At 71.9% G+C, this 12588-nt stretch carries 9 protein-coding genes and 1 pseudogene; 2 read left to right on the plus strand and 8 right to left on the minus strand.

Features of this window, described 5'->3' with window-relative positions:
- Positions 1–11: 11 nt before the first annotated feature.
- From EAO76_RS35925 to EAO76_RS35945, 5 genes are all read right to left on the minus strand, one after another.
- Positions 12–2024, minus strand: a complete 2013-nt coding sequence (locus EAO76_RS35925) for a protein meaA (protein WP_148840253.1) — start codon at positions 2022–2024, stop codon at positions 12–14.
- A 1-nt stretch (position 2025) separates the two neighbouring features.
- A complete protein-coding gene (gene ccrA, locus EAO76_RS35930; RefSeq protein WP_187438898.1) occupies positions 2026–3387 on the minus strand; it encodes a crotonyl-CoA carboxylase/reductase in 1362 nt (453 codons plus the stop codon).
- A gap of 369 nt (positions 3388–3756) precedes the next feature.
- Positions 3757–4551, minus strand: coding sequence for a GNAT family N-acetyltransferase (locus EAO76_RS35935; RefSeq protein ID WP_148840254.1), 795 nt, complete (start codon positions 4549–4551; stop codon positions 3757–3759).
- Between the two features lie 101 nt (positions 4552–4652).
- Complete coding sequence (locus tag EAO76_RS35940; protein ID WP_148840255.1) at positions 4653–5468, minus strand: TetR family transcriptional regulator; 816 nt, start codon at positions 5466–5468, stop codon at positions 4653–4655.
- Positions 5469–5559: 91 nt separating this feature from the next.
- The gene (locus EAO76_RS35945) at positions 5560–7341 is read right to left on the minus strand and encodes a 3-hydroxyacyl-CoA dehydrogenase family protein (RefSeq protein ID WP_148840256.1); all 1782 of its coding nucleotides are present in this window, start codon (positions 7339–7341) and stop codon (positions 5560–5562) included.
- A 362-nt stretch (positions 7342–7703) separates the two neighbouring features.
- Here EAO76_RS35945 and EAO76_RS35950 point away from each other — a divergent pair, with 362 nt between their 5' ends.
- Entirely contained in the window at positions 7704–8285 is a 582-nt protein-coding gene (locus EAO76_RS35950) for a HEAT repeat domain-containing protein (protein WP_148840257.1), read from the plus strand.
- Positions 8286–8327: 42 nt separating this feature from the next.
- On the opposite strand, the gene EAO76_RS35955 is transcribed toward EAO76_RS35950, so the two are convergent.
- From EAO76_RS35955 to EAO76_RS35970, 3 genes and pseudogenes are all read right to left on the minus strand, one after another.
- Entirely contained in the window at positions 8328–8897 is a 570-nt protein-coding gene (locus tag EAO76_RS35955; RefSeq protein ID WP_148840258.1) for a GNAT family N-acetyltransferase, read from the minus strand.
- Between the two features lie 60 nt (positions 8898–8957).
- The gene (locus EAO76_RS35960) at positions 8958–10559 is read right to left on the minus strand and encodes an alpha/beta hydrolase (RefSeq protein WP_148840259.1); all 1602 of its coding nucleotides are present in this window, start codon (positions 10557–10559) and stop codon (positions 8958–8960) included.
- Positions 10560–10860: 301 nt separating this feature from the next.
- A pseudogene (locus EAO76_RS35970) lies at positions 10861–11724 on the minus strand (Rv2578c family radical SAM protein); the annotation flags it as partial.
- A 149-nt stretch (positions 11725–11873) separates the two neighbouring features.
- Between EAO76_RS35970 and EAO76_RS35975 the strand changes: the two are divergent.
- Positions 11874–12320 carry an SRPBCC family protein gene (locus EAO76_RS35975; RefSeq protein ID WP_148840260.1) on the plus strand — a complete coding sequence of 149 codons (447 nt, stop codon included), beginning with the start codon at positions 11874–11876 and terminating at the stop codon, positions 12318–12320.
- The last annotated feature ends 268 nt before the right edge of the window (positions 12321–12588 follow it).

Consider the following 12588-nt stretch of genomic DNA (forward strand, 5'->3'; position numbering starts at 1 on the left):
GTTGGCGGCAGTCATGCGGGGACCTCCAGAGGGTCGAGCTTGTTCGCTTTCCGGATCTCGTCGACGATACGGCCGATGATCTCCGTGATACCGAAATCCTTCGGGGTGAATACGGCGGCGACACCGGCCCCGACGAGGGCCGCGGCGTCGGCGGGCGGAATGATCCCGCCCGCGATCACCGGGATGTCGGCGGCGCCCGCCTCGCGCAGCCTGGTGAGCACGTCCGGCACGAGCTCGGCGTGCGAGCCGGACAGGATCGACAGGCCGACGCAGTGCACGTCCTCGGCGAGCGCGGCCGAGACGATCTGCTCGGGGGTCAGCCTGATCCCCTGGTAGACGACCTCGAAGCCGGCGTCGCGGGCCCGTACGGCGATCTGCTCGGCGCCGTTGGAGTGCCCGTCCAGGCCCGGCTTGCCGACCAGCAGCCGCAGCCGTCCGGCACCCAGGTCGGCCGCGGTCCCGGCGACCTTCTCGCGGACCAGGGCGAGCGGCGTGCCGGCCTCGGCGGTCACCGCGACCGGGGCGGACGAGACGCCCGTCGGGGCCCGGAACTCGCCGAAGACGTCGCGCAGCGCCCAGGACCACTCGCCGGTGGTGACGCCCGCGCGGGCGCACTCCAGGGTCGCCTCCATCAGGTTCCCGGTGCCCGCGGCGGCCTTCTTCAGGGCGGCCAGGGCGTCACCGGCGCGGGCCTCGTCCCGGTCGTCGCGCCACCGGTGCAGGGCCGCCACGACCCCGGCCTCGTTGGCGGGGTCGACCGTCATGATCGCCCCGTCGAGGTCGGCGGTGAGCGGGTTCGGCTCCGTCGTGTCGTGGATGTTGACGCCGACGATCTTCTCCTCGCCGCCCTCGATCCGGGCCCGGCGGGCGGCGTGCGAGGAGACCAGCTCGGACTTCAGGTAGCCGGACTCGACGGCCGCCATGGCGCCGCCCATCTCCTGGATCCGGTCGATCTCGGCGAGCGACTCGGCGACCAGTTCGTCGACCTTGGCCTCGATGACGTGCGAGCCGGCGAAGATGTCCTCGTACTCCAGCAGGTCGCTCTCGTGCGCGAGCACCTGCTGGATGCGCAGCGACCACTGCTGGTCCCAGGGCCGGGGGAGCCCCAGCGCCTCGTTCCAGGCCGGCAGCTGGACGGCGCGGGCGCGGGCGTCCTTGGAGAGCGTGACGGCCAGCATCTCCAGGACGATGCGCTGGACGTTGTTCTCCGGCTGGGCCTCGGTCAGACCGAGCGAGTTGACCTGGACGCCGTAGCGGAAGCGGCGCTGCTTGGGGTCGGTGATGCCGTACCGGTCGCCGGTGATCCGGTCCCAGATGCGGCCGAAGGCCCGCATCTTGCACATCTCCTCGATGAACCGGACGCCCGCGTTCACGAAGAAGGAGATCCGCGCGACCACGTCGCCGAACTTCTCCTCGGGCACCTGGCCGGAGTCGCGCACGGCGTCCAGGACCGCGATGGCCGTCGACATGGCGTACGCGATCTCCTGGACCGGGGTGGCGCCCGCCTCCTGCAGGTGGTAGCTGCAGATGTTGATCGGGTTCCACTTCGGGATGTGCCGGACCGTGTACGTGATCATGTCGGTGGTCAGCCGCAGGGAGGGCCCCGGCGGGAAGACGTGCGTCCCGCGCGAGAGGTACTCCTTGACGATGTCGTTCTGCGTCGTCCCCTGGAGCCGGGTGATGTCGGCGCCCTGCTCCTCCGCGACCACCTGGTAGAGCGCCAGCAGCCACATCGCGGTGGCGTTGATCGTCATCGAGGTGTTCATCTGTTCCAGCGGGATGTCCTGGAACAGCCGGCGCATGTCACCGAGGTGCGACACCGGCACGCCGACCCGGCCGACCTCGCCGCGGGCGAGGATGTGGTCGGGGTCGTAGCCGGTCTGCGTCGGCAGGTCGAAGGCGACCGACAGGCCGGTCTGACCCTTGGCGAGGTTGCGCCGGTAGAGCTCGTTGGACGCCTCGGCGGTCGAGTGGCCGGCGTACGTCCGCATGAGCCACGGACGGTCCTTCTGACGGCCACTCATGTCAGACGTTCCTGAATCGGTTGATGGCGTCGATGTGCTTCTCGCGCATTTCCTCGTCCCGGACGCCGAGTCCCTCGCGCGGGGCCAGGGCCAGCACGCCGACCTTGCCCTGGTGGAGGTTGCGGTGGACGTCGTACGCGGCCTGACCGGTCTCCTCCAGGGAGTAGACCTTGGAGAGGGTGGGGTGGATCTTCCCCTTGGCGATCAGGCGGTTGGCCTCCCACGCCTCGCGGTAGTTGGCGAAGTGCGAACCGATGATCCGCTTCAGCGACATCCACAGGTAGCGGTTGTCGTACTCGTGCATGTAGCCCGAGGTCGAGGCGCAGGTGGTGATGGTGCCGCCCTTGCGGGTGACGTAGACGGAGGCGCCGAAGGTCTCGCGGCCGGGGTGCTCGAAGACGATGTCGATGTCCTCGCCGCCGGTGAACTCGCGGATGCGCTTGCCGAAGCGCTTCCACTCGCGCGGGTCCTGGGTCCGCTCGTCCTTCCAGAACCGGTACCCCTCGGCGTTGCGGTCGATGACCGCCTCGGCGCCCATGGAGCGGCAGATGTCGGCCTTCTCGGGGGAGGAGACCACACAGATCGGGTTGGCGCCGCCGGCCAGGGCGAACTGGGTCGCGTACGAACCGAGTCCGCCGCTGGCGCCCCAGATCAGCACGTTGTCGCCCTGCTTCATGCCCGCGCCGTTGCGGGACACCAGCTGGCGGTACGCGGTCGAGTTGACCAGACCGGGGGCCGCGGCCTCCTCCCAGCTCAGGTGCTTCGGCTTGGGCATCAGCTGGTTGGACTTGACGAGCGCGATCTCGGCGAGGCCGCCGAAGTTGGTCTCGAAGCCCCAGATGCGCTGCTCCGGGTCGAGCATCGTGTCGTTGTGGCCGTCGGAGGACTCCAGTTCCACCGACAGGCAGTGCGCCACGACCTCGTCACCGGGGTTCCAGGCGTTGACGCCGGGACCGGTGCGCAGGACGACGCCCGCCAGGTCGGAACCGATGACGTGGTACGGCAGGTCGTGGCGCCTGGTGAGCTCGCTGAGCTTTCCGTAGCGCTCCAGGAAGCCGAAGGTGGGCATCGGCTCGAAGATCGAGGTCCAGACGGAGTTGTAGTTCACCGAGCTCGCCATGACGGCGACCAGGGCCTCGCCGGGCCCGAGTTCGGGCACCGGGACCTCGTCGAGGTGCAAGGACTTGCGGGGGTCCTTGTCGCGGGTGGCGAGGCCGTGGAACATCTCGGTCTCGTCCTTGTGCACGGTCACCGCGCGGTACGACTCGGGGATGGGCAGGGCCGCGAAGTCCGCGGTGGTGACCGCGGCGGAGCCGCTTCCCGATTCCGTCTGCGACTGGATCGCGTCCAGGATTTCCTTCACGGTATGCCTCCGGCGGATGGGGGCGCTCGGGAACGCGTGAGCAGTCCCTGCGAGCAATGGCGAGCAGTGTGGTGTGGAGGTGTTGCCGTCGGTTCGGCTGTCAAAGCTTCGGCTTGCTCTGTGGAGCGGAAGGTTTCGCCTGTGACGCAGGCGTCCGGGCGCGCAGGCGCATCGCTTGCGGGGACAGCCGGCGTGCGTGAGATCCCGGCACGCCGGCCGCCCGGACACCTTCAACGTATGGCACTCCGTGACACCTGGCAAGGCACTGCGTGCCAACAATTTCTCTCACTTGTCACCCACCGGGCACCGATGGGCGTTGTGAGGGGTGTTTCGCCGAGGTATGCCCCGTAAAGGAACGCGGATGATCGATCAGCGCGACCGGTGCACGTAGGGCGTCGTGGTGCTCAGGGCCACGAATCCGAGCCGCCGGAGAATCGGGGCGCTCATGTCGGAGGCGTCGACCTGGAGGTGCTCGTACCCCCGCTCCGTCGCGATCCGGGCCCGGAGGGCGATCAGGGCCCGGTAGACGCCCCGCCCGCGCCATTCCCCGACCGTGCCGCCGCCCCAGAGCCCCGCGAAGCCCGTGCCCGGGTACAGCTCCATCCGGGCCGAGCTCACCGCCTCGTCGCCCGCCATGGCGAGCACCCCGACGAAGTGCTCCGGATCCTGTTCGAGCCGGCTCAGCACCTGGTGGCGCAGCCACGGCAGCTTCTCCCCGAAGGCCCGCTCGTGGGTGCGGACCAGCAGCTCCGCGTCGTCCGCGTCACGCACGGTGCGCAACCGGACGCCCTCGGGCGGCTCCACCGCCGTCGACAGGTCCGCCACCGGGGCGACCAGCAGGGTCTCCGGCTCCTCCGCCTCGAAGCCGGCTGCCAGGAGGCGCCGCGCCAGATCGGCCGGCCGGTCGTGCGCGTACAGCTTCCACTCGAACTCGTCGCGCCCGAGCGCCGCGTAGTGCGCCACCTGGGCCGCGATCACCTCGTCCGTCCGGGCGGGGTCCAGTTCCGGGGACGACCAGACGATCCCGTTCCAGTCCTCGGCGCCACCGGTCTGGCGCACGACGTCGCCGGTGCGCTCCACCTCGACGCCGGGGCCGTCGGGGCGGGCGTGCTCGCGCATCTCCCGGTCGAACAGGGCCAGCAGTGTTTCGCGATCATGAGTCATCCGCCCACCACAGCACCGGCGCGGGGTCGCGGCAACGGGGTTTCGGCGCGGTGACGGCGAACGGGGGCGCGCCCGGTCGGCACGCCCCCGTCAGCAGGCCCTCAGCGGTCCCGGAGCGCCTGCTGGATGGTGCGCATCACTTCGTCCAGCGGTGCGTCGGTGCGGGCCACCGCGACCAGCACCTCGTCGTGGGCCGTCACCGAGGCGGCCGGCTGCTTCGCCGGTTCGGTGCCGGCGATCCGGCCCGCGCCGATGCCGGTGCCGAAGGTGTCGCGGACGATCGCGAAGGCGTGGTCGAGCTGGGCCTCCACGTCGCCCTCGCCGCCCGCCCGCAGCCAGCGGCGCAGCACGTGGTTGTGCGCGGTGACGACGGCGGACGCCGCGACCTCCGCCAGCAACGGGTCGTCGTTGCCGACCTGGTGGTCGCGCTCGTCGAAATGGCCCAGCAGATAACGCGTGAAGAGCCGCTCGTAACGGGCCACCGAGGCGATCTCGGCCTCACGCAGGGTGGGGACCTCGCGGGTCAGCTTGTAGCGGGCCACGGAGACCGCGGGCTTCGCCGCGTACATCTTCATGACTTCCTTGATGCCGCGGCAGACGGTGTCGAGGGGGTGCTCGTGCGCCGGTGCGGCGTTGAGGACGGCCTCGGCCCTGACGAGGGTGTCGTCGTGGTCCGGGAAGATCGCCTCTTCCTTGGAGCGGAAGTGCCGGAAGAAGGTGCGCCGGGCGACTCCCGCGGCGCCCGCGATCTCGTCGACCGTCGTCGCCTCGTAGCCCTTCGTGGCGAAGAGTTCCATGGCCGCAGCGGCCAATTCGCGCCGCATTTTGAGCCGTTGGGCGGCGGCGCGAGTGCCTGCGGCACTTTCCTGGGCGTCGGACGCGGCGGAGGCACGGGGAGACCGGGCGGGCTGGGACATGGTGTGAACGTACTGCATCGGGCCGGGGGAGTGCGCCCGTGGGGGAGGGCCGCCCGAGGGGTCGAGCAGCCCTCCCCACCCGGATCCCCGCTCAACGCCGGGCATATTCGCGGAAGCCGCGCCCCGTCTTGCGGCCGAGGCAGCCCGCGGCCACCAGGTGTTCGAGCAGCGGCGCCGGGGCCAGGCCCGGGTCGCGGAACTCGTTGTGCAGCACCTTCTCGATGGCCAGCGAGACGTCGAGGCCGACCACGTCCAGCAGCTCGAACGGGCCCATCGGGTAGCCGCCGCCCAGCTTCATCGCGGCGTCGATGTCGTCGAGGCTCGCGTAGTGCTCCTCGACCATCTTGATCGCGTTGTTGAGGTACGGGAACAGCAGCGCGTTGACGATGAAACCGGCCCGGTCGCCGCAGTCCACCGGGTGCTTGCGGATCTTGACGCAGACCTCGCGGACGGTGGCGTGGACGTCGTCGGCGGTGAGCACCGTACGGACCACCTCGACCAGCTTCATCGCGGGGGCCGGGTTGAAGAAGTGCATCCCGATCACGTCCTGCGGACGCGAGGTGGCACGGGCGATGGCCACGACCGGCAGCGACGAGGTGGTGGTGGCCAGGACCGCCCCCGGCCGGCACACCTTGTCCATGGTCCGGAACAGCTGCTGCTTGACCGCCAGGTCCTCGGCGACGGCCTCCACCGCGAGGTCGACGTCGGCGAAGGCGTCCAGCGAACCGGCCGCGGTGATCCGGCCGAGCGCCTCGTCCCGGGCCCCGTCCGTCAGCCGGCCCTTGGCGACGGAACGCTCCAGCGACTTGGCGATCCGGGCCTTCGCCGCGTCCGCCTTCTCCTGGCCCCGCGCGGCCAGGACCACGTCGTAACCGGCCTTCGCGAACACCTCGGCGATCCCCGAGGCCATCGTCCCGGAGCCGGCGACCCCCACCGAACGCACCGCGCGCCCGGCCGCCGCGGCGGTGTCCTCCCGCGGGGTCAGCGCGTCCGGCACCACGGTCTGGCCGCCGGCCGAGTCGTACGTGTAGAAGCCGCGGCCCGCCTTGCGGCCGGTCAGCCCCGCGTCGCTCAGCTGCCGGAGCACCGGCGCCGGGGCGTGCAGCCGGTCGCGCGACTCGGTGTACATCGCCTCCAGGACGGTGCGGGCGGTGTCGATCCCGATCAGGTCGAGCAGGGCGAGCGGCCCCATCGGCAGGCCGCAGCCGAGCTTCATCGCCGCGTCGATGTCCTCGCGGGAGGCGTAGTTGGCCTCGTACATCGCGGCGGCCTGGTTGAGGTAGCCGAACAGCAGCCCGTCGGCGACGAAGCCCGGCCGGTCGCCGACCGCCACCGGCTCCTTGCCCAGGCTGCGGGCGAGCGCGGTGACCGCCTCGACGGCCGGCGGTGCCGTCAGCACCGAGGAGACCACCTCGACCAGCTTCATCGCGGGCGCCGGGTTGAAGAAGTGCAGGCCGAGCACGCGCTCGGGGCGCAGCGACTCGGCGGCCAGCCGGGTCACCGACAGGGCGTTGGTGCCGGTCGCCAGGATCGTGGTGGGGGAGACGACCTCGTCGAGCTCCCGGAAGACCTGCTGCTTGATCTCGTACGACTCGGGCACGACCTCGATGACCAGCTCCGCCTCCGCGGCGGCCCGGAGGTCGTCGAAGGTGCGGAACCGGGCGAGCACGTCGCCCCGTTCCTCCTCGGTGATCCGTCCGCGCCCCACGGCGCGGGCGGTCGAGGACTCCAGGGCGGCGACGGCGCGGGCGGCGGCCTCGGCGCTGATGTCGATGCCGATGACCTCGTGGCCGGCGCGGGACAGGACCTCGGAGATGCCGGTGCCCATGGTGCCGAGACCGACGACGGCAATGGTGCTGAGCGGGGTGTCCATCACGGGACTCCAGAGAATGAGTGACGACTGTGAGGAGGGCACGGCGCGCGCCGGCATGAGGAGAACGGGCGCGACACGTGCGGAAATTGCGTGTCGTGGTACTCGGGCCGGGGCGCCGTGGGCGTACCCGGACCCGGAAGGGGCGACGGACTCTGTCCCGGAGTCACGTCTCGCAAAGCTGCCGAACCGACAAGCACTCCGGGTGGCTGCGTCACCAGGCCACCGGAGCAGGCGGGGAGTGTGTCCCGCTCACATGAGATTAACTCCCGGGTAACGAGCGCGCCAGCCCCCTTTCGCTGTGGGCCACGTCATATCCGTCCCGGATCTCGATACGCACGGTCCCCGCCGATACGCTGAGAGTCATGGACGAGGAGTTCCGTTCCCTGGCGGACCGGCTTGCGGACGAGGCGGGCGCGGCGGGGGAGTCGGCGGCCTGTCACGCCCTCCTCGGCACCGACGACGAGGAGGAGCTGGCCCGCGTCCTGGTGGAGCGCGAACGCCCGCTCTGGGCCCGCGAGATCGCCGCGTTCCGGCTCGGCTGCGGCGGCGACCGGCGGGCCTTCGAGGCGCTGGTCCTGCTGCTCAACCACCGAGATCCGGAACGCTGCGTGTCCGCCGCCCACGCCCTGGTGCTCCTCGGCGACCCCCGCACCCCCCGGGCCGCCGCCGCCCTCGCGACCAACACCCTGCGCACCGCGTACGCCCTGCACCCGGTGCGGCTGCTCACCGCCCTGCGGGCCCCGGAGTCGGTGCCCGCGCTGATGAGCACCCTGGAACGGCTGCTGGACCCGGGCGACCCGCKKMGGCGGGTCGCGCTCGCCTGCGTGGAGGGGCTCGGGCAGCTGGGGGACGAGCGGGCCCGCCCGCTCCTGGGGGCGGCGCTGACGCACCCGAGGCTGGGCGCCGCCGCCCGGGACGCGCTCGGCAGGCTGGACACGGCCTGAGGGGGCGCCGGGCTTTTTCCGGAAGCCCGGCCCCCGTCGGCCTCAGGGCGCGGCGGGGACCCCGAGGGCGCGTACGTAGCGCACCTCGGGCACGAGCACGCCGTCCGCCTCGAAGGACTCCTCGGCGCCGTCGGGCCGGAAGCCCGCGCGCTCGTAGAAGCGGCGGGCCGGGGCGTTCTCCCTCAGCACCCACAGCGCCAGGTCGGGGAAGCCCTCGGCGGCGGCGCGGGCGAGCACCTCCGCCATCAGGGCGCGGCCCGCCCCGGTCCCGATCAGCTCGGGCGCCACGTAGAGCGCGTACAGCTCGCCCCGCGCGAGCGGCCTGCCGTTCTCGCGGTACGGGCCGTAGCAGGCCCAGCCGATCACTCCGCGGTCCGGCCGTTCGGCCACCACGTTCACGATCGTGAGGCCCCCGGTGAAGGACGCGCGGCGGCGCTCCACGTCCTCGGCGACGGCGAGGTCCATGCCGTCCAGGTACGACTGCGGCACCAGCCCCGCGTACGCGGCCCGCCAGCCGCGCACCCGGAGGCGCGAGACCGCCTCGCAGTCGTCGACGGTCATGTCCCGCACGCGCGTCGCGGGCTCCGGGGCGGGCGTGGCCGGTGTCGTCATACGGGCCATCCTGGCGCAGGCGCCGGGACGGCCCGTACGCGGGACCGGGGCGCGGACCGGTCAGCCGCGGGGGCCGAGCAGCCCGTGCAGGGTGGCGCCCCTGCTGCCGGAACCCGTCCGCCGCGCCGACTTCGCCGCCGCCTCGCCGGTCAGCGGACGCGGCTCGGGGGACGCGGCGCAGACCGCGTCCGCGTCGGCCCGGCTGCCCCCGCCGCGCGGCACGGTGCCCTCGGCGAGGTAGGCCACGAGGTGCTCGTCGAGGCAGTCGTTGCCGCTCAGCGTGATGCCGTGGTTCCCGCCGCCCTGCTCGACGACCAGGCCGGAACCGTGCAGCCTGCGGTGCAGGGTGACCCCGCCCTCGTACGGCGTCGCCGCGTCGTCGGTCGCCTGGAAGAGCAGCACCGGCGGCAGGGCGCGGTTGGAGACCCGCACCGGGTTGAGCGGCTCCACCGGCCAGTCGGCGCAGGGGGCGTTGTACCAGGTGTTGTTCCAGGTGAAGAAGGGAGCCTTGGCGTGCACCCGTCGGCTGTCGTTGCGCCAGGTGTTCCACGGCCGCGGCCACCGGGCGTCGCGGCACTGCACGGCCGAGTAGACCGAGTACCCGTTGTCGCCCTCCGCGTCGAGCGCGCCGAACCGCTCGTACGCCTTCACGAGCGCGTCCTGGTCGTGGTCGTGCACGTACCGGGCGAACGCGTCGGCCAGCCGGGGCCAGTAGCCGTTGTAGTAGCCGCCCGGCAGGAAGGTGTCCTCCAGCTCGCTCGCGCCGACCTTCCCGCCGGCGGGCCGCGCCCGGACGGCGTCGCGCATGGCGTACCAGGCGCGCTCGACCTCCGCCGGGTCCGTGCCCAGCCGGTACGTGGCGTCGTGCTTCGCGACCCAGGCGGCGAACGCCTTGTGGCGGGCGTCGAAGGCGTGGTTCTGGCCGATGTTGTCGTCGTACCAGACGCCGTCCGGGTCGACGTTCGAGTCGAGCACCATGCGCCGCACCCGCTCCGGGTGCAGCTTGCCGTACACCGCGCCGAGGTAGGTGCCGTACGAGTAGCCGAAGTAGTTGAGCTGCCGGGAGCCGAGGGCCCCCCGGATCACGTCCAGGTCCTCGGCGGCGCTGACGGTGTCCATGTACGGCAGCAGATCGGGGTACTTGCGCCCGCACGCCTCGGCGAAGGCGCGGGCCCGGTTCCGGTTGGCCCGCTCGATCCCCGGCGCGTCCGGCGTCGAGACCGGCCGCACCGGATCGAAGTACTTCGGCACGCAGTCCAGCGCCGGCCTGCTCCTGCCGACGCCGCGCGGGTCGAACCCGATCACGTCGTACTGCGCGGCGAGCGACTTCGGCAGCGAGGACGCCACGAAACCGGCCATCGACAGGCCGCTGCCCCCGGGGCCGCCCGGATTGACGAGCAGCGGACCCTGGAAGGTCTTCGCGGTGTGCGGGATCCGGGACAGGGCGAGGGTGATCCGCCGGCCCGACGGATCGTCATGGTCGAGCGGCGTGCTGACCGATGAGCACTGCAGTCGCGGATACGACTCGGTGCCGCAGTCGGTCCACTTGAGCCGGGCCGTGGCCCGCGCGCCGGTGTCGGCGGTCGCCGGGGCCGGCGCCGCGGTCACCAGACCGGCGACGGCCGCGCCTGCGGCGAGCAGAATTCCTGGACGTTTCGTCATATGGCCTCCCGTGACGGGGAAAACACGACTGCGCGGGGCGCAGCCCCCGCCGCATGCTCCCCGCATTCGTGCCCGGAAGGACCGTTCGGGCCGAGAGTTGACCCGTTTGCCCGCTCGGGCCCCACCGTGCCGGGCCGTGGTCCCGGCGGACCGGGGCGGGTTCAGAACGGGGCACCTTCCACGAGGTCCGGGCCCGTTCGATCGTGAACCGGGTGCCGGGCGCGTCGCGGATGCCGTTCGAATGGACCGTCAATCCGTACCGGGGTTGCTCGCACGCCTGCGTCTACTGTTTCGCGCGCAAGGCGTACAGCCGCTCGTACCGCCGCACCAGGTGCGGGTGGTGGCCGGCGAGCCAGTGCATGTACCACTCCCGCGCGCCGGGCCGCAGATGGAGGACGAGCGGTGTCACCGAGGTCGCCCCGGCGGCGGCGATCGCCCGGACCGTGGCCCGCAGCTGGTCCGGGTGGTCGCCGAGGAACGGGACGATCGGCGCCATCAGCACGTCGCAGCCGATGCCGGCCCCGCTCAGGGCGCGGACGGTGTCCAGGCGGTGCAGGGGGGAGGGCGTGCCGGGCTCCAGGGTGCGCCACAGCCCGTCGTCGACGAAGCCGACCGAGACGCAGACGCCGACGTCGGTGACCTCGGACGCCTGCCGCAGCAGCTCCAGGTCGCGCAGGATCAGCGTTCCCTTGGTCAGGATGGAGAACGGGTTCGCGTGGTCGCGCAGGGCCGCGAGGATGCCGGGCATCAACCGGTACCGGCCCTCCGCGCGCTGGTAGCAGTCGACGTTCGTGCCCATCGCGAGGTGCGCCCCGTGCCAGCGGCCGGACGAGAGGTGGTCGCGCAGCAGCTCCGGGGCGTTGACCTTGACGACGATCTGCGAGTCGAAGCCGGGACCGGTGTCGAGGTCGAGGCGGCTGTGCGCCTTGCGCGCGAAACAGTAGACGCAGGCGTGCGAGCAACCCCGGTACGGATTGACGGTCCATTCGAACGGCATCCGCGACGCGCCCGGCACCCGGTTCACGATCGAACGGGCCCGGACCTCGTGGAAGGTGACGCCCCGGAACCCGGGGGCGTCGAAGGTGCGCGTGGTCACCGCGTCCGCGGCGAAGAGCGCGCCGTTCCCCGCCGCTCCGGGCCGCTCGGCCGGATTGTCCCAGCGCATGGACGCCTCCTCGGTAGCACTGGGCAGAGAATAGAACACTTGTTCCCATGATCGTTTTCTCCCCTTCGTCCCGGCCCGGATTTTGAGCGGCGTGCCGGAGGTGGTTGGCTCGTCACACCCCCGAACAACCGAGTGCTGGAGGAACAGGCATGGCGCAGGTCGAGGCCACCACGGAACGAGTCATCGCGGCGGACGCGGAGACGGTGTTCGACGCCCTGGCCGACTACGAGCAGGTCCGGGGCAAGGTGCTGCCCGGACAGTTCAGCGAGTACGAGGTGCGCGAGGGCGGCGACGGCGAGGGCACCCTCGTCCACTGGAAGCTCCAGGCCACCAGCAAGCGGGTGCGCGACTGCCTGCTGGAGGTCACCGAGCCCACGGACGGCCAACTCGTCGAGAAGGACCGCAACTCCTCGATGGTCACCACCTGGACCGTCACCCCGGCCGGCGAGGGGAAGTCGAAGGCGGTCGTCTCGGCCGTGTGGAACGGCGCCGGCGGCATCGGCGGATTCTTCGAGAGGACCTTCGCCCCCAAGGGGCTCGGGCGGATCTACGACGAACTGCTCCAGAACCTCGCTGCCGAGGTGGAGAAGAAGTAACCCGGTACGGCGTTGACCGGCCTCACCGTATCGAGTGGTTTTCCCGCCGCGCCGGTCGTACGCCGTAGTGGCTCCCACCGGGGGTTAAACCCCCCGAGTGCGCCGTCGGCGCCCCCCGTCGCGTTTGCCCTCACTTCTCGCACGATGCGAGAAAAGGGCGGCGCAGACGCGACGAGGGGAGCGGCACGTGGTGGGTGGGATCACTCTGCTGGAGGAGGAGCCGGGCGGTACGGGGACCGCCGGCACGGCGACCGCACCACCCTCCGCC

It is taken from the genome of Streptomyces sp. sk2.1 (genome assembly GCF_008120935.1).
Taxonomy (GTDB): Bacteria; Actinomycetota; Actinomycetes; order Streptomycetales; family Streptomycetaceae; genus Streptomyces.

Bases quoted from the DNA above. Each gene is read 5' to 3' on its own strand.
- EAO76_RS35935 (WP_148840254.1), bottom strand. From the start codon at position 4,551: ATGACTCATGATCGCGAAACACTGCTGGCCCTGTTCGACCGGGAGATG.
- EAO76_RS35975 (WP_148840260.1), top strand. From the start codon at position 11,874: ATGGCGCAGGTCGAGGCCACCACGGAACGAGTCATCGCGGCGGACGCG.
- EAO76_RS35955 (WP_148840258.1), bottom strand. From the start codon at position 8,897: ATGACGACACCGGCCACGCCCGCCCCGGAGCCCGCGACGCGCGTGCGG.
- EAO76_RS35940 (WP_148840255.1), bottom strand. From the start codon at position 5,468: ATGTCCCAGCCCGCCCGGTCTCCCCGTGCCTCCGCCGCGTCCGACGCC.
- EAO76_RS35925 (WP_148840253.1), bottom strand. From the start codon at position 2,024: ATGAGTGGCCGTCAGAAGGACCGTCCGTGGCTCATGCGGACGTACGCC.
- EAO76_RS35960 (WP_148840259.1), bottom strand. From the start codon at position 10,559: ATGACGAAACGTCCAGGAATTCTGCTCGCCGCAGGCGCGGCCGTCGCC.
- EAO76_RS35945 (WP_148840256.1), bottom strand. From the start codon at position 7,341: ATGGACACCCCGCTCAGCACCATTGCCGTCGTCGGTCTCGGCACCATG.